We start from the raw sequence: 18,195 nt of genomic DNA on the forward strand, positions 1-18,195 counted from the left end.
ATATTATTTAGAAACAATCTTAGTTCCAATTTTTTCACCATTCATAGCTTTAACTAAGTTTTCAGGATTATCTCCATTAACTATAATGCTTTCAAGTGCAGAACGCCTTATCATTTGAATAGCAGTCATATCAAAAAATTCATATGTTCCAGCCTTAACATCTTTTCCTTTAATAGCTTCCAACATTTCATCAGCTGTGATTTCTTCTATTAATTCAGCATCAGGATATTTATTCGGATCTTTATTATACATTCCATCAACAGAGGTTAAATTTATCAAAAGATCTGCTTTAACATACTCAGCTAAAATTGCACTAACAGCATCGGTACTATGTGCAGGTTCAGTACCACCCATAACAATGATTTTTCCACTAGCTGAATATTCTAAAGCTTCTTGGAAATTATGTGGGACTTTCTGATAGGCTTTATCTTCTAAGGATAAAAGTAGTAGTTTAGCATTTATTCTTGTAACTTCAATACCTATATCATCACACTTTGCTTCACCACAATCAAGGTCTCTTACAATTTGAATATAATCTCTTGCAGGCTTTCCACCACCAACAACAACAAAAATTTCATGTTCTTTAGCTAAATTCCCTAAAATTTCAGCATACTCCTGAAACTTCTTATAATTATAATCTTTTATTATTATGGATCCACCAATTGCAGCTACTATACGCATAAATTCACCAATATGAGTTTTATGAAATATTTAAATTGTAATTTATTAATATTTTCTATACTTATTTTCAATATATTAATTAGTATTTATAAAATTATCTATAAAAATAATATTATTTTAATAACAGCTATTTTTTAGATATGTCATTTTTCTATTATATTTTTTTTGACTTTTTGCTTATTACTTTTAATTAATAAAATGTTTATATAATAATACTATAGTATTATAGGCTTAAAATTGACTTAATAGTATGGAAACTAAGTAGTATTAAGAGTACTAATAATAATATTAATAATATTAATAATGCTAAAAATGATTATGGATGGGCTGAAACGACTATAAAAGTAAGATTTACTAAAAATAAGAGTTCTAAAAACTATAAAATGTTAAAATAGAAGTACACATTACTAAAAAATTTAAATAAAAAATTTAAAGTGACAGTATTTTACTCATATAATGGAGCATCTATAAATAAAAAATTAATAAAAACAACTTTGAAACCCAAAAAATTAAATATTTTGGTAAATATTTTGGTGAAACAACATATATAGCTAGAAAAATATTAATAGACCAAATTTATACAATCCTTATAAAATCGTCCTTATAAAATCGTTATTTATTATTAATCTTAAATATATGAAAATAATTTTTTAGGAATTCTCACAATTATTAGCTAATTATTTTTTTAAATATATTAAGTTTGGCCCTTTACATTGTATAAAAACTTTTTAATTAGTTTACTACTCCTATCACTTCAATTTCCTTATTATTAAAGTGTTTATCAAATGTTACTATTTTTTCTACTCCTAATTGTTCCATCAACTCCATATACAAACAATCAAAAAAAGATAGTCTTTCTGGATGATAATTAAGTAGTCTTTCCATGGTGTCATCGTATATTTCAATGTCTTCAAATATTTCAAATAAATCACTATTTAAAATAATATATATTTCTTTTAGTTTTTCAGGAGAAACTTTTATTTTAATATTTGAAACAGTCATTATTTCAAGTATTATAGAATTGGATATTATAAGCTTTTCTTCTTTGATTTTTTCGTATATTTTAGTAGCTGTATCATGATGTTTTTCAGTTTTAATAAATAAAGACATTAAAAAGTTAGCATCTAAAAATATCATGATTATTCTCCTTTTCTTACTTCATTTATTAACTCAACTGCATCAATTTCTTTTTTTGTTTTTATACTCCCTATTAAATCCTCAAGTGATTTGTTAGAATCTTTTTTAAACTTAGATTTTTTCATTGGCTTAATTTTTGGATTTTTTTTAAATATATTGTCTTCATTTTCAATAGCTTTTTCTAATAAGTCATTAATAACTTTTGTTTGTGTAGTTTCTTTGTTTAAAGCTATTAATTTAATACTTTTCATGATATCTTTATTTAAATTTAAAGTAGTCTTCACTTTTGCAACCATTTTAAATCAACCTTTTTTATTCTTATATATTCTAATATATGTTTTTATGGCTAATTACCATATAATAATATAAACATATAAATATATATAATTTTTTATAATTCTATTAAATTTTTTTATTTATATCTTAATATTTCGAATTTTTTTAGGAAACGGAGAACTATTATTGATTTAGAAAGTTTAAATTGGCTTAATATGGAAACATTTTTATATTGTTTTTTCCGAATCTTTTCAAAAATTTTATTAACTATATTATAATAAATATAAACAATGGTTGTTTTATTATGGATAATAAAAAGTTATATATTATTATTGGAGTGGCATGTGTTATAATAGCTGTACTAGGGGCTGTGAGTTTTGGGGCTATCACAGCTTATACATCATACAATGATACTAATATAAAATTAGATGTTCCAAAAGGTACTGAATTTCAAATAAACCCTACTAACGCAAGTTTAAATTATATAAGTACAAACCCTAAACTGAATATTTCTGTTGCATCAATAGATCCAAATAATAGTTATGCAAATGAAACTTATTCAAAATTTAAAGGAGATATATTAAATAAACTATCAAAAAAGAAAATGAATAATAGTGATCATAATTATAATGGAACTGTCTATAATATGAGTAATATTAATAATAATAATACTGTCTATTCAATTGTACTATTTGGTGATAGTTCTTATTCAATAATAGTTTTATCCTCTGAAAATCTAAACACTGTTATTAAGATGGGTGAAACTTTTGAATTAATGAAACCTTATATAATTAAACTACCAGAAGTTAGTAATCAAAAAAATTCAGTTAGTGGTGACAATAATAATTATTTAGCTTTAGCATTATTATATGGATATATAATGGGCTATTCTGATGGTTTTTCTTCATACGATGATTACTATGATGATTCATATTATGATGATTACTATGATGACTCATACTACGATGATGATTATTATGACGATGATTCATATGATGATTATGACTATGATGATGATTACTATTATGATGACTATTATTATGATGATTATAGCTATGATGATTACTACTATTAGATAAGAATGTGATTTTATAAATAATAAAAAATAATAATATTAGGGGTAATTTTTTTATATGTAATAGGATTATATTTAGCTCCTACAAGTGCAAGTAAAACAAGCTACTATACAGTTAAAATAAATAATAAGGATGTTTTTGGAAAAAATGTTGTTAAAAATTCTCCTAATAAAAAAATAACTCATACTATAGGATGGAAAAAAGGAATAAATTACTATACTGATAAAACAGATTATAAAAAATCTAAATATTTTAAATATAGAACAACACTTAATAGTCATGGTAATATCTATGATAAACAGTATATAAATAAAGCTAAAATCAAATACAGATTATATAATTATAAAGTTTTTGGATGTTTTTATTTTATTAATATTTCCTTGCCATATAATATAATACTGCAACCCCTGCAAGTTCTATTGAATTTTCAACAATTGGTAAAAAGCTTTTTGATGTAAAAAGTGTTACTAAAGCAAATATATTTCCCATTATAAGAATTGTTGTAAATAATAAGAGCCCTATTGCAAATCCAATTTTAACTTTTCTGTAATTAGTATAATATATTTTGAATAGACCGACTAGAATAATTATTTGTATAATAATTAAGACTATTTCTATTGTTTCTTGTACACCAATCATCTTTTTTACTCCTTATTTAAGTATCTTAAATCATTATTAAGCTACTAATTTAATTTAATACTTAATTATTAATTTAATTATGTGATTTATTAATTTAATCTTCCCCTAATTGTTTCCAGATGTTATTGAACTCAGTATAGTTTTTTTCCATATTATCTGAAAGAATATAAACTTTTCCATATTTTTCCCCAACACTATTAACGACTTTATTTTTCTCCAATATCTTTAAATGATGAGTTACAGTCCTATAGTTAAGTTTTAATTTTTCACTTAGGTTATTAGCATTATAAGGTCTTTTATGTAATGTTTTTATTATTTTTCCCCGATTTAAGCCACCTCTCGTACCCATTATTAACCATAGTAAAATTTTTTTCATGTTTTTCACCAGATTATTTATTATGTATTGCTAAATAAGTAATAATAAATATTTTAAAATATCTTTATAATTATTAAATATATTTTTAGTAAAATAATATTTAAAAAACAGTTTTAATAATTATAAGCACATTTTTAGTAATTAAAAAGTTATTTTAGTAATTATAAGGACAATTTATAATTAAATTTAGCATTAAAACATTTTATGATAAAGATTACATTTTATAAATGTATTTATAGCTAATTAGGATTCTTAGAAGTTTTTAAAAATTATATTCTTATTTTTAACTATTATTACTGTAATGTTAATATTTTGTTTAAAGGTTAATAAATATTTCCTTATTTTGAATAATATTAAATTTGTAGATTTATTTATACACTTATTTTGTGATAGATTTGTATATAATTTGTAAAAATTTCTTGCCTAATCTATGTTCAATTTTGAAATATTGTTATATATGTCCTTTTCCTATATATATGCTTGGCAATAATAAGTGGAATTGTTTTTTAAACTGTTTTCATTTATTATTGATCGTTGTGAAATATTTTATGGGGTGATTTTTATGAATAAAAAATTTGTTGCCAGTTTTTTATTGGTTTTGATGTTAGGCAGTATAACTACTGTTGCAGCTGATTCTGGCGTGTATAAAAATGGTAAAGTTACTTTAAATGAAAGTGGGGTAAATGAAACCTATGATACTATTTGTGTTGATGAAAATAGGATTATCTATGATAATACTAAAGTGAATACAACGAATAATATTACTATTAGAGATGGTGCTTTAGATTATTTTGTTGATAATTATCATAATACTTCTAGTGATGAGTTGCAAAATGGTATGTGGAATATTACTCAGAATACTAGCTTGCCTTTTGTAACATATGAAGATTATTATAAAGCACAAAAAGTATTGAATAGCACTAAATTAGTGACTGTTGAAGAGATTAATGGCTCTAATTACACTGTTACCAGATGGACAAGCGAAACTTATGATTTCTTATTCCGTATGGTAGGGGATGGGTGGAATATTGGTATTCAGGATCTTTTAATATATAAAGTGGATTATATTAAGAATTTAATTGAAGAATTTGAATTAATTCCTATAGAAGATCCTGTTGATCCGGTAGGCCCTATTGATCCTGTTGATCCTGTAGATCCTATTGATCCTATTGATCCGATAGACCCAGTTGATCCTGTTGATCCTGTAGACCCTATTGATCCTGTAGATACAGTGAATAATACTAATTCTAATGATTCAAATGATAGTCCTGCTGCAGTTAGTGCTGCTATGAAAGAGACAGGTATTCCAATAATCGCAGTATTATTAGTTTTATTAGCTAGTTTAGGCTTAGTAGTGGTTAGGAAGAAATAATAGTTATTTTTTTGAGGATAATTATTTTTTATCCTTTCTTTTTATATTTTTTTTAAAATATTTTTATTATATTTTTTTGTGTTGTGATTTTTTTATTAGCTTTTTAAATGTTATTAGTTTAATAATATGTTTTTTCTTACTTTTACTTTATTTACTTTATTTATTTTTATCTATTTTTTATATGCTCTCATAGTATTTATATTAATGCCCTTATTATGCTCCTCAAAAGTCACTAAGTAATTTAATTTAATCATTTTTTATATCAACTATGGATAAAGAAACAATTAATCTTTTTCATTTGTAAAATCTTCAAAATATAGAGTTAAAATATTGTTATTTATTAGAGAGAATACAAAAATACCTTCAGAAATAGCTAAACATATTTTTTTTTAGTTCGATGGTTTTTTCTACAAAGTATTTTTGTATCACATAGGGGAGAATAGCGTCTTTATTTTTGTAATGGTGATAAATAGAGCTAGCGGCGATTCTAGATTTTTCTTTAATTTGTTTTATAGAAACATTATCATATCTATATTCCATTGATAGTAGAAAAGTAGATTCAACAATTTTTTCTTTTGTTTTCATTAAATATACCTAATAAGTGTGATAATTAGATATGTCAAACAATTAATTATATATTATACTATTAATGCATAAATTTTAAATAAAAAAATTTAGTTTGTATAAATAAAAAAAGTTTATATATATGAATAAACCAAGAGTATAATAAGTCATAATTGGAACGAATATCCGTTACAATATATTAAGATTTATTTTTTTATAAAAATTAGATCTGAATAATATGACTTCGAATAAAAAGATTGGTATATAAATAATATTAATTTATTCTCCCCCGAATAATAAATTGAATTATAAACCAATCTTTTTATTCTCAATATAATATAAATCGTAACAATACAAACAAGCAGTAATGTTTTATATGGAAATAATCATAATATTATATGTAATTATAATAATTTAGTAATAAATACAATAATTTTAAGTAATATTGTATTAACATATTATAGATTGCATAATGTATTCTAGACTGCATTAGTTATTCTAATATTGTTATCAATGTATTATTTATAATAGTTTTTATTATAATTATAAAATTTAAAATGGAGGTGAAAAGAGTGATATTTAAAAGAATACCTATATTGTTATTAGTAATTTTAACTTTTTGTTTATGTATAGCTTCTGTTTCTGCAGCTGAAACGCAAATTGATAATTCTACAGCTGGGGGGATTAATGGAGCTATAACAAACGATCCAAGTGATACAATAATTCTTGATCCTGGAATCTACTCTGGAAACGATAATACTAATATAGTAATTAACAAATCAGTGACAATTAGAGGAAATGGTCCATCAAATACTGTTATAATAGATGGAGGTAATATAAATAGATTATTCAATATTACAAGTACTGGAAGTTTAACATTAATCAATGTTACTTTAAAAGATGGTTTCTCAAATCCCACTATTCCTGGTGTGGCTCCTGGTGTGGCTGGAGCTATATTTAATCGAGGTATGGTTACTATGGATAATTGTATTCTAACAGGAAATCAAGCAGCAATTGATGGAGGAGCTATACATAATACTGGTATCGCTATAATGAATAATTGTATTTCAGCCGATAACTATGCACAATCTGGTGGAGTAATTTTCAACAGTCCGAGTGGAAATTTCTTTATTTATAATTCAAATTTTTCAGATAATATAGCTGATGCTGGAGGATCAATTCATAACTATGGGAATATTACAATTGAAAATTCAACATTTAAAAATAATATTGCAGAAGATGGTGGAGCTATCTTTTCAGCTGGTGGAGATGTGAAAATCATTGGATCTACATTTAAAAATAACACAGCAGAAATTGGAGGAGCAATATATATCGATGATCATGGACTACATTCCAGTTTAAATATAAGCTATTCTATACTTATAGATAATAATAATCAAACTATTTATAGTATTGGTAATTCTACGGCTGATTATAATTGGTGGGGTTCAAATAATCCAATCAATGTAACAAATTTCAATCTAAGCAATTACTATACTATGATACTTAATACTAGTGTTTTAAATAATACTTTAGAAATTAGGGATTTATTAGATTATAATTATTATTTTGTGCTTAATGGTACAAGTAATAATGCTAATGCAGGTTTATATTTCCCATACTTTGAGGTAGATATTTATAAAAATGGTGTTTTGATTGATACTATTGATGGTAGAAATAGTCAGTCTCTAACTACTGAGTTGGATTCTAAAGTTTCAAACTTCTCAACTACATTAGACTATGAAACTCAAGAATTCATAATATTAGCCACAGAACCAATACCACCAATACCACCAATACCACCTGTGCCTCCAGAACCAAATAATAATACAAACAACACAAGTAAAAACCCAGTTGCAAGTGCAGCTATGAAAGAAACAGGAATTCCAGTATTTGTATTGTTATTAATACTTTTAAGTAGTTTAGGTTTAGTAGTGGTTAGGAAGAGATAATAATTATTTTTTTATCCTTTTCTTTTTTATTTTAATTCTTTATTTTAAAGATTTACTTTCACTATTAAAATCAATATTATTTTTTTATGAATTTATTTTTTCAATAGCTATTTTTTAATATTCTTCTTCCAATAACTAATTCTTATATTTTCATTACTTTAAAGTAATACTTATTTGAAAAATAGTATTTTAATTAATAGCTTCTGCATTATTATGAAGTATTCTAAAAATTAGTAATTTATTAAGTATTTAATCTTTTATAAATCTAAATATCTATATATCTATCTAAATCTATATATCTATAATATATAATATCTCTTTATTATTTTTCATGTTAAAACAAGTAAACGGGCTGGGAGGGATTTGGACTTTTGATTTTAAGATTTATATACTTAATTTTGGCTAGGTTTAGTTTTTTTGTTTTTGGTTAGGTGTATTGATTATTAGTATAATTTACTGAAAGTACTCAGTATAATTTCATTGGAATTAAATGATTTTGAGTTAAAAAATTATCACATATGTTATTATTAGTATTGCGATTATTGTTCCTAAAAATGATTTAAATGTGTAGTTATTTTTTAAGTATGTTTTTTCATAATAATGGGGGATGGATGTGTATAGTATAATGGGGATTAGAGTACTACATAGATGTTAGTATGTTTGGTGTTTGCATAAACATTATTTACTTATGTAGTTAAATAGTAATATATAAATTTTACTTTACTTTTTTTAAAGTTAATTGAAATTTTTATTATGTAATTAATAAAAATATTTAGTAAATGTTTGAGAAAAAAGACTAATTAAAAATATTTTATAAAATGTACTCTTAAAAAGAAAATAAAGATCAACTCAAAAATCAATATTTCATGCCTTTCAATTGATTTTACAAAGTAATCAATGCTATTGGATAATTTTAATCGTTTTATTCTTTAATTAATTATTTTATAAAGTTTTATTTAAAAATAAAGCTAAAATATTATTCATTTCATGAAAATTCAAAAAGGACTTGGAGGGATTTGAACCCTCAATTATTATATTAATCATGCCTATTTCTTTATTCTTTTTTTCAATTAATTATTTTAATTTATTCCTTACATTTGATTTAATTAGTTAAAAACCCACTTATTTTTTAAATAAATACTTATAATCTTTTATTTAAAAAATAATCTTAAATTATTAATTGTTAAAAAACGGACTTTTAGTGATTTAAACTATAGATTCTAAGATTATTTTTTCATAAGACTTAAATAATAAGCTGATTAAAGAAATACCTAATAATAAAAAGATAACCTTAATTATTTTGATATAATATAAATTTAGGAGTAAATTTAAATGAATAAGTATCCAAGAACTGAAAAATATGAATCACAATGGGTTGAAGAAAATTGGATGGGGCCTAATCCTCTACAACTCCTAGAAGAATTATGTAATAACATGAAATTAGGACCAGATATGAAAGTTTTAGATATGGGATGTGGAAAGGGTTTAACTTCTATTTTTTTAGCTAAAGAATTTGGTGTAACAGTATTTGCCAATGATTTATGGATTGATCCAACTGAAAATTTTGAAAGATTTAAAGAGGCAGGGGTATCTGATAGAGTGTTTCCAATTAAAGCAGAAGCTCATAGTCTTCCATATGCTGAAGGTTTTTTTGATGCAGCAATAGCTATTGATAGTTATCAGTATTTCGGTGCAGATGAGATATATTTTCCAACTACTTTTTCAAAATTAGTAAAGTCAGGAGGGCAATTTGGAATTGTTTGTCCAGGTTTAATGCAAGAATTTAAAAATGGTTATCCTGAAACCCATAAATCATTTTGGTATGAAGATATGTTTTCATTCCATAGTGCTGATTGGTGGAAAAATTTGTGGGAAAAAACAGGAATTGTTAATATTAGTTCTTGTTATAATATTCCTGATGCAAAGGAAATTTGGTATCCTTTTGCACACTGGGCAAGAGAACATTTTTCATCTCAAAAAGAAGAAATTGGATTTGATGATGTTGAATTTTTGGATGCAGATGCACAAAATCAAATAACATTAATTGCAATGACAGCAGTAAAAAAATAGTAAGAAAATAAACGGACTTGGAGGGATTTGAACTCTCGATTTTATTAGATTGGGAATATTTAGTTTTTTTATTGGTTATATTTATTGTTTTTAAGTTTTTTAATTTTATTTTTCAGCTGTTTTTATTTTTTTATTTATTTCCTGATCCTTTGTTCTTTTTCTCCTTTTATTTCTTTACAAACTAGTTTTAAATAATTTTTCAATGTTTTAAGGAATAAGATGTGTTTTTATGAAAGGTATTCATTTTCATATTTTAAAGAACTGTTTCTTTCATTAAATTCTTTTTTCAATATATCCATATATACTTCGTCATAAACTTTATTATTTATATGATAAGCTTTTCTTCGATGCCCAATTATTTTAAATCCAATATTTTCATACATAGCTATAGCTTTTTCATTGAAATCAATAGCATATAACATAACATTATTTAAATTTAAAATATTGAAAGCAAACTCAAGAAGCAAATTAGTAGATTCTTTACCATAACCTTCTGATTGGAAAGATTTATCTAATAAAAGGCCTAAAGTAGCTTTTCCATGAACAAAGTCTACATCATATAATAATCCAATTCCAATAGCTTGCTCATCTTCAGAAGTGTTTCCTTTTTTTACTATAACGAAGAAGAATTTATCATCACTATTATTATAATCTTCAATATATTTAGCTTGTTTTTCTTCATTAAAAACAATATGGCTCCTACCAAATGTTAAATTAATCTCAGAATCATTTAACCAATCATTATATAAGCTTAAATCTTCTTTTTGACTTAAGCTTAGAAATATTCTATCGCCATCTAATTTATTAACATAAATCATGATTAAACCTCTATTTTAGCGATATATTTAGATAATAATAAATCTGGACGGTAGGTTAATTTTGCCTGTCTTAAACCTTCAATTCCCAGATCTTCTTCACGGTTAATAAATTCATAGTTTGACCATTGTTTTTCGCAGAATTCTTGGTTAATACAATTATATATTCCTTCAAAGTTAGTGTCAGCTCTTTCGCAATGGATAACGACAGTATCTTTAGTTAATTCTTCTCCAGTAGATATTCCAACAATTTTGCCATCAATTCGAATAATACATCCTTTAATATCTAATTCAAATAGATTATCAAACATTTCTTCCATAGCTATAATTTCATCTGTATCATTGTTAGAATTTTTAATAATATTTATAGTAAATTCTTTTGCTTCAATCAAATTATTTGAATTAATCTCTTCATAAGTATAATCATAATTTTCTCTGAATTTTTTAAGCCATCTACGCTTATTACGTAATTTAGAACCAGATAATGTAATTAGTTTGTTAGATTTATAAATATAATCAAATGAATCTCTATCTTCTATTAATGTAAAATCTTCTAAGGTTTTTTCTAAACATTTTTTCATTTCAGGAAGTAATGGTTTAATGATTAAAGTATCTCCTTCTTTTTTAAAAACTTCTTTTATTAAAGATAAAGAATCTTTAATATCACACCCTCCATATGGAAAATGACAAAATGGTTTTTTACTATCTCTTAATTTACCTTTTATACATAAACAATCGTTAATTATTGCATATTCATATTCATAGGTCTTTCTCCACATGAAAAGATTAGAAAAATTCTTTTCAGCATTATTGAAATTAGTTTTATTAAAATAATCATCAAATATAGGTTTATCTGATAAAGATATTGGTTTAAATTCTATGTCTTTCATTTTATCATATCAACTATTATTTCTATTAATTCTAAAAATATTAATTCTAAAGACTTATTAATTCTAAAGAACTAATACAAGCTTTATTTAACATTTTAAAAAGTTCATCTTTTTCAATGTTCATCTTTTTACAAATATGATCTTCCCATTGGATTTCCTTTTCAATCATATCTTCAACTATTTTTTTACCTTTTTCTGTTAAAAATAGCTTGTAAGAACGTCTATTATTTTCATCAATTTTTTTAATAATTAATTTTTTATCTTCTAATATTCTAAGGGATCTAGATGCTCCACATTTATCAGTTCCACAGGCTGAAGCTATATTTCCTTGAATAGAACCTTCATCATGATAAATATGTAAAATCAATCCATATTGATTATAGCTAATATCCTTTTCTTTTAAATAAGGATTTATGAATGCTTGATGAGCTTTATTAAGGATTAAAATATAGCAATTTAAATAATAACTCATATTATCCATATCTTTAATTTTTTGCATTTTAAAACTCTGAAATTTTTATTTGTTATTTTACGAATGAAATAAAGAAAATGTAATATATGACTTTTATAATATATAAATGTTGTCGTTGACAACAATTATCATTGCCAACATTTTTCATTGATAACATTATTTTTTTTAAAGTCTATTAAAATTCTCATTAATTTAAAATTCTCATTAATGAATTCACTAAATAAATTAATATTTAATTAAAAAAATCCTTTTTTTAAACGATTTAATGAAGGTTAAAACTAATTTTTAATATAAAATTAAGAAAACAAACAAAATTATAATAAAAATTATTTTTGTATATCGATCAGACCTTACCAAAATACTTAAGTACTTGATAATATAATTATATACTTGTCAAACTAATAGTATACTTTACTGTATAATTAAAAGATTTGACTAAAAAGAAGTGTGATGATTATGAGTAATAAAAGAAAACAATTAGCAACGCAGTTTATGCAGTTAATGCATTTATATGGTCATTTATATAGACATCAAATGCAACAGACATATAGGAATAAAGATATTAATCCATATAAGGGACAGGGAAGGGTCCTTGCTCTTTTGAAAATGCAACCAGAAATAATGCAAAAAGAACTTGGATATTTACTTGACATAAGTACACAAGCATTGGCTGAACTTCTTAATAAACTTGAAAAAAAGGGATATATCATTCGTGAACAATCAAAAAAAGATCGTCGTTCTTTTGTTATAAAATTAACAGATGCAGGACGTGAAGCTACTCCAGAAGAAAATGATGAAATGGATTATAACTATGTAGAAGAACTTTTTGACTGTTTGACTGAGGAAGAACAAGACAATCTCCTAAATTACATAGAAATAATAATTAAAAACATTGAAAATGAGTTAGATGAGGATGATTACATCACATTTTTCAGAAAACGTTTCTTTGAAAAACATGAAAACCAACATCATAATTTATTCAGAGGATTTTGGGGCTTTCATAATAAAGATTCTTCACATCACAATCATCATAAATTTAAAGGCTTTGGAGGTAAGAGGCATGACAGATAATGTAATAGAAGTAAAGAATTTAGTTAAAAATTATAAAGGTGCTAAAAAATTATCAATTGACAATATAAGTTTTTCAGTTAAAAAAGGCGAATTTTTTGCTTTCTTAGGTCCTAATGGTGCTGGAAAAACAACAACAATTTCAATACTTACCACTACACTTGGAAAAACATCTGGAATAGTAAAAATCGCAGGATTTGACCTAGATAATGAAGATAGAGAAATTCGGAAAAAAATAGGCATTATATTTCAAAAACCTAGCCTTGACAAACAACTTACAGCAGAGGAAAACATCCGTTTTCATGCATGTCTCTATGGTATGTTCACTTATAGGCCTACTTTTAAATTAATGCCAAAAACCTATCGTGACAAAGTAATGGAACTTGCTAAAGTTGTGGATATTGATGTTGATGCATTATTTAATCCTGTAAAAAATTTGTCAGGAGGAATGCAAAGAAAACTTGAAATCATGCGTAGCTTAATTCATACACCAGATGTTTTATTCCTTGATGAACCAACGCAAGGATTAGATGCAGAAAGTCGTAGGAGTTTATGGAAATATATTAATGAAATCCGTGATCAATTTGGTATTACTATTTTTCTTACAACCCATTACATTGATGAAGCAGAAAATGCTGATAATGTTTGCATTATAAACAATGGTAAAATTGCTACATGTTCTTCTCCAGAAAAGTTGAAAAAAAGTTTACTTAAAACACAACTTATTATAGATGCAGAAAATCGAGATGCATTGATAAGAGAGCTTTCAGAACTGGATATACCTTTCATTATAGATAAAAATATAATAGTTCCCTATAGTAAATCACCACAAAAAATCTTTGCACAATTAAAAACAGAACTAAGTGTAATAAAAATCCATGAGCCAATGTTAGAAGACGCATACATTGAATTCTTAAATAAAAAAGATAAAATAGAGGCATGAGAAATATGAACGAAAATTTAAATCATAGAAAGTCAGATATTTTGAGAGAATTAAATTCAATTATTGCTGTAGTAGCACGAGATATTACAGTATTTTTCAAATCTCCCTCTATGCTTATTGTTACACTTATCATGCCACTTTTTATGATGGGTATGATTGGTGGCAATATGATGGGTATAGTAGGAGGTGCGAATCTTGGTGAATTTATGCTTGTGGGAATGCTTGTTACTATGTTGTTTATGGTGACAATCTTAGGGATGACATCACTTGTAGATGATCATGAAACAGATTTCACTCAAGAAATGTTAGTATCGCCTATTTCACGTTATTCACTTGTTATAGGAAAAATACTTGGTTCTACATTTGTAGCTATAGTCAGTATGATAGGAACACTTATTGTTGGACTGATTATGAATATATATCTTCCACTAGACCAATTATTATTAATCTTAGCACTTTCACCACTTATATGCTTTGCAGCTGGTGCTATGTCAATGATTTTAATGGGATTAATTAAAAATCCAAAAACAGCGAATTTCGCAATGATGATAATAATAATGCCTCAAATATTTTTATCAGGTGCAATTATTCCTATAAATGAATCTAATATGATATTACTTTCTTTAAGCCGTATTATGCCAATGACATATTGTATAGATTTAGTAAGAGGTGTTACAGGTGTTGAAACACCAATTTTTGATCCAATAATCAATTTTGCTGCAATACTTCTATTGACAGTAATCTGTCTAATGATAGGAACATTCTTTTTTGCAAGATCTGAAAAAAACAGATAAATTTTTAAATAAAAATTATTTTTTAAAAGGGCTTAAATCACTTAAATACTTAAGCTAATAATTAAAATTTCATTGAATATTTATTAGTATCTTAATTGGATTAAAACTTATTATTTATTCAAAGATAAAAAATCATAGATTATTTTAGATCCTGTTACTGCTGTTGGATCTCCAAGTTTGCTAGTAGCTACTTCCACTAAGTCAAAACCAATTATATTATTATTAGCTAATATTTTCAATATATTTTCAATTATCTCTGGTGAAATTCCATTGGGGATTGGATTTCCTACTTCTGGAGCATATAATGGGTCTAAAACATCCATATCAATACTTAGGTAAACTGGTTCATCTTCATTAATTTGATTGATTTTATCTTTAATATTTTCAAATTTTTCTTTTGTATCATTTGCAGTAAAAATAGTTACATTTTCTGTTCTATCAACAAACTCTTTTTCTTCAAGACTAGCTGATCTAATTCCTATTTCAATTATTTCTTTTGGATTTAAATCATGCACTCTTTTCATTATTGTAGCATGAGAACATTTTTCACCTTGATATTCATCTATAATATCCATGTGTGCATCAAGATGTATGATAGTAATATCTTCAATATCATACTTCTTTGAAAGTGCTTTAATTGGAGCTAAGCTAACACTATGCTCTCCTCCAATAGTTATTGGTTTTATGTTATGCTCAACAAGGTCAGATATTGTGTCTTCAAGAATTTTAATTGTTTCCTTACAATTTCCATATATAACATTTATATTTCCAAAATCATAGAAAATCGCATCAAGATTACTTTTAAAGGTTATATTATATTTTTCAAAGCTGTATGATGCTTCTCTAACTGTTGTTGGACCAAATCTTGAGCCAGGACCATAAGAACTAGTGCTGTCAAATGGAACTCCAATTATTCCCCAGCTATATTCTTTAGCTTCTTTTAAATTTTCTGTTTCTTGTGAAAAAGCAAATTTCCATGGCTTGTAAGTGTTAAAAAGCATAATACCTCTCACCTTTAAGTATTTTAAAATAAATATAGTTAAAATTTATTGATATCATAAAATTTATTGATATAATTAATATTATTATATAATCTTCAATATTAACATAATCTTTAATATTAATTATAAATCTTTAATATTAATATAATTCTTTATTTATTTAATATTCTTTATTTATATTATAATTATTTATTTAATAATTGAAAAAATAAGTAAAAATAGTATGTTATTTGGATAATACTAGATTTTAATGAGTTATTTTATTAATAATCTAAAAATAATAGGTTTAAAAATTTATATTAAGATAATAAATATTAAGATAATAAATAAGAAAGAATTATTAGATAAATTTTGATATTTATCTATTTAACTCTCATTATTTTCATGTTTCCTAATGCAGTGATATAATCTACTTCTGCACCTTCAACAATCTGATCTCTTATTTCTTCAGGTATAGGAAGTTCGAGAGTTTCATAATTTTCCATATCCATTAATTGAACATCGCTACCCATGATAGATAATACTTGTCCAACTCTTTTGTCAATAATTGGAATATCAATTTTAGTATCTACTGGTTTAACAATACTTCTTTTTTGGTTATCAAAAATACCAACAGCTTCAAGCCTTGCTTTAGCTGCTCCGTGTTTTCCAGGAGATGAAGTTGATAAACTGGTTATTTTAGAAGCTTCTCCATCTAATACTACATATTTTCCTACTTTTAAAGTTTTTACTTCAACAACTTTCTTTGACATTAATTTTCCTCCACATATAGGATATAATATTTGTTAAAATTATTGTAAGGGTCAATATTTAATTAAAAATATATTTCATTTAAAGTTAAATTTAATTTAAAGTTATATTTAATTTAAAATATTTTTAATTAAAAGTATTTTCCTTTTATAATCTTTTATAAATCTAATATTGATTAATACTATGTATTTACACCTAATACTATGTTTTTACATTTAATATTATGTATTTACATCTAATACTATGTTTTTACACATGTTTATTAGGGCTTTATATAAACTTCAATTTACAAAAATGTAGTTAATATAAGTAACATAATTAGATTAATAATATATTTAATCAAGTTTTATATAAAGTATTCTATTAGTTTTAATATTAGTTTTAATATTATTTATTAATAGAATTTGTTGTAGAATTATTGAAATTATTAGAATTATTCATAATAAAAACTTCATTTTTAAACTTATAAAAATAAAAAATTTTTATAAATAATAAAAAATTTTAATAACATAATCCCTATGAAAAGTTAAAAAGAAGTAAAATAATTATAGGATAAGTATAAAGCAAGTATATATGTTATAGAAAAGATTGTTAACTTATATAGTAAAAATGCTTTTTAGCATTAGTAACATCCCCTGTTTTAATAGTTTTTCGCTTGTTAGATTTAGCACTTTTAAAAGATTCTTCTGTTAATTTTTTAATAAATTCTGTTGTTTCTTCTATAATCTGAGTAAGTCCATCATTACTTATTAATAATTCATCATTTACTTCTTTTATCATTCGTTTTACAGTTGCTTTTGGTAAATCTGTCATTTTTTCACCTTATTCATTCCATTATAGATTTAAACTCTAATTAATATTTTTATAGCTTTTTAATTAATATTTTTATAATTATTTAATAGTAACATATTTTTATAATGCTTTTATATCATTTAAAGAGATAGCTATTCTGAAAATTATAAAAATTTAATATAAAAAGTCTAAAGTTGGGATAATATATAAAGAGATAAATATACTTTAAATTAGATAGTGAATATTCACTATTTTAAAGTAATATAATTAATATCAGTACAATGGTATATAAAAGTTTCTATAAAACTTTAAAGGATTTTTCTGCTTTTTTATAAATAAAATTAGCTTTTTCATATCTTTATTGGTCATAGCAATTTCTTTAATAATTATAGTAATACATTTATTAATATGATTATTAAAATAATTATTAATACTTTTATTAATTTTTCTATTAATATATTTATTTATATTTTTATTAATTAGATATGAACATGTATTAATAAATAGAAATCTAATATTAATAGAAC

The 18,195-nt window shown here is 24.2% G+C and carries 19 protein-coding genes; 7 read left to right on the forward strand and 12 right to left on the reverse strand.

Features of this window, described 5'->3' with window-relative positions:
• Positions 1-3: 3 nt before the first annotated feature.
• From pyrH to MBBAR_RS07740, 3 genes are all read right to left on the reverse strand, one after another.
• On the reverse strand, positions 4-681 hold the full coding sequence (gene pyrH, locus MBBAR_RS07730; RefSeq protein WP_080460721.1) for a UMP kinase: 678 nt from the start codon (positions 679-681) through the stop codon (positions 4-6).
• 732 nt (positions 682-1,413) lie between these two features.
• Positions 1,414-1,818 carry a type II toxin-antitoxin system VapC family toxin gene (locus MBBAR_RS07735; RefSeq protein ID WP_080460722.1) on the reverse strand — a complete coding sequence of 135 codons (405 nt, stop codon included), beginning with the start codon at positions 1,816-1,818 and terminating at the stop codon, positions 1,414-1,416.
• A 2-nt stretch (positions 1,819-1,820) separates the two neighbouring features.
• Positions 1,821-2,114 (reverse strand): hypothetical protein, encoded by a 294-nt coding sequence (locus tag MBBAR_RS07740; protein WP_080460723.1) that lies wholly within the window; start codon positions 2,112-2,114, stop codon positions 1,821-1,823.
• 284 nt (positions 2,115-2,398) lie between these two features.
• Between MBBAR_RS07740 and MBBAR_RS10460 the strand changes: the two genes are divergently transcribed.
• The gene (locus MBBAR_RS10460; protein WP_211272925.1) at positions 2,399-3,169 is read left to right on the forward strand and encodes a hypothetical protein; all 771 of its coding nucleotides are present in this window, start codon (positions 2,399-2,401) and stop codon (positions 3,167-3,169) included.
• A gap of 370 nt (positions 3,170-3,539) precedes the next feature.
• On the opposite strand, the gene MBBAR_RS07750 is transcribed toward MBBAR_RS10460, so the two are convergent.
• Together MBBAR_RS07750 and MBBAR_RS07755 are read right to left on the reverse strand one after the other, a co-directional pair.
• Entirely contained in the window at positions 3,540-3,809 is a 270-nt protein-coding gene (locus tag MBBAR_RS07750) for a hypothetical protein (protein ID WP_080460724.1), read from the reverse strand.
• 94 nt (positions 3,810-3,903) lie between these two features.
• Positions 3,904-4,158, reverse strand: a complete 255-nt coding sequence (locus MBBAR_RS07755; protein ID WP_225369526.1) for an ArsR/SmtB family transcription factor — start codon at positions 4,156-4,158, stop codon at positions 3,904-3,906.
• Between the two features lie 589 nt (positions 4,159-4,747).
• Here MBBAR_RS07755 and MBBAR_RS07760 point away from each other — a divergent pair.
• Positions 4,748-5,557: a hypothetical protein gene (locus MBBAR_RS07760; protein WP_080460726.1), complete on the forward strand. Its 810-nt coding sequence runs from the start codon at positions 4,748-4,750 to the stop codon at positions 5,555-5,557.
• A gap of 363 nt (positions 5,558-5,920) precedes the next feature.
• On the opposite strand, the gene MBBAR_RS07765 is transcribed toward MBBAR_RS07760, so the two are convergent.
• On the reverse strand, positions 5,921-6,142 hold the full coding sequence (locus tag MBBAR_RS07765) for a TetR/AcrR family transcriptional regulator (protein WP_080460727.1): 222 nt from the start codon (positions 6,140-6,142) through the stop codon (positions 5,921-5,923).
• A gap of 551 nt (positions 6,143-6,693) precedes the next feature.
• Between MBBAR_RS07765 and MBBAR_RS07770 the strand changes: the two genes are divergently transcribed.
• Complete coding sequence (locus MBBAR_RS07770) at positions 6,694-8,073, forward strand: hypothetical protein (protein ID WP_080460728.1); 1,380 nt, start codon at positions 6,694-6,696, stop codon at positions 8,071-8,073.
• Positions 8,074-9,405: 1,332 nt separating this feature from the next.
• Positions 9,406-10,143, forward strand: coding sequence for an SAM-dependent methyltransferase (locus MBBAR_RS07775; protein ID WP_080460729.1), 738 nt, complete (start codon positions 9,406-9,408; stop codon positions 10,141-10,143).
• 227 nt (positions 10,144-10,370) lie between these two features.
• Here the strand turns inward: MBBAR_RS07775 and MBBAR_RS07780 are convergent, their stop codons facing one another.
• Genes MBBAR_RS07780 through MBBAR_RS07790 form a run of 3 tightly spaced genes read right to left on the reverse strand, consistent with a single transcriptional unit; the run spans position 10,371 to position 12,347 of the window.
• A complete protein-coding gene (locus MBBAR_RS07780) occupies positions 10,371-10,961 on the reverse strand; it encodes a GNAT family N-acetyltransferase (protein ID WP_080460730.1) in 591 nt (196 codons plus the stop codon).
• 2 nt (positions 10,962-10,963) lie between these two features.
• Positions 10,964-11,848, reverse strand: a complete 885-nt coding sequence (locus MBBAR_RS07785) for a DUF2156 domain-containing protein (protein ID WP_080460731.1) — start codon at positions 11,846-11,848, stop codon at positions 10,964-10,966.
• A gap of 46 nt (positions 11,849-11,894) precedes the next feature.
• Positions 11,895-12,347, reverse strand: coding sequence for a MarR family winged helix-turn-helix transcriptional regulator (locus MBBAR_RS07790; protein ID WP_080460732.1), 453 nt, complete (start codon positions 12,345-12,347; stop codon positions 11,895-11,897).
• A 507-nt stretch (positions 12,348-12,854) separates the two neighbouring features.
• Between MBBAR_RS07790 and MBBAR_RS07795 the strand changes: the two genes are divergently transcribed.
• The 3 genes from MBBAR_RS07795 to MBBAR_RS07805 are packed head-to-tail and all read left to right on the forward strand — an operon-like array spanning position 12,855 to position 15,125.
• Complete coding sequence (locus MBBAR_RS07795; protein ID WP_158082561.1) at positions 12,855-13,391, forward strand: MarR family winged helix-turn-helix transcriptional regulator; 537 nt, start codon at positions 12,855-12,857, stop codon at positions 13,389-13,391.
• Positions 13,381-14,331 (forward strand): ATP-binding cassette domain-containing protein, encoded by a 951-nt coding sequence (locus MBBAR_RS07800; protein WP_080460734.1) that lies wholly within the window; start codon positions 13,381-13,383, stop codon positions 14,329-14,331. Before MBBAR_RS07795 ends, MBBAR_RS07800 begins: the two co-directional genes overlap by 11 nt.
• A gap of 5 nt (positions 14,332-14,336) precedes the next feature.
• Positions 14,337-15,125 (forward strand): ABC transporter permease, encoded by a 789-nt coding sequence (locus MBBAR_RS07805; protein WP_143746168.1) that lies wholly within the window; start codon positions 14,337-14,339, stop codon positions 15,123-15,125.
• A 110-nt stretch (positions 15,126-15,235) separates the two neighbouring features.
• Here the strand turns inward: MBBAR_RS07805 and speB are convergent, their stop codons facing one another.
• The 3 genes from speB to MBBAR_RS07820 form a co-directional block, all read right to left on the reverse strand.
• Positions 15,236-16,126 (reverse strand): agmatinase, encoded by an 891-nt coding sequence (gene speB, locus MBBAR_RS07810; RefSeq protein WP_080460736.1) that lies wholly within the window; start codon positions 16,124-16,126, stop codon positions 15,236-15,238.
• Between the two features lie 362 nt (positions 16,127-16,488).
• A complete protein-coding gene (locus MBBAR_RS07815) occupies positions 16,489-16,878 on the reverse strand; it encodes a translation initiation factor IF-5A (protein ID WP_042703418.1) in 390 nt (129 codons plus the stop codon).
• Between the two features lie 589 nt (positions 16,879-17,467).
• On the reverse strand, positions 17,468-17,689 hold the full coding sequence (locus tag MBBAR_RS07820) for a histone-like protein (RefSeq protein WP_080460737.1): 222 nt from the start codon (positions 17,687-17,689) through the stop codon (positions 17,468-17,470).
• Between the last annotated feature and the right edge of the window lie 506 nt (positions 17,690-18,195).

The organism is Methanobrevibacter arboriphilus JCM 13429 = DSM 1125 (genome assembly GCF_002072215.1).
In the GTDB taxonomy this organism is placed as follows: domain Archaea; phylum Methanobacteriota; class Methanobacteria; order Methanobacteriales; family Methanobacteriaceae; genus Methanobinarius; species Methanobinarius arboriphilicus.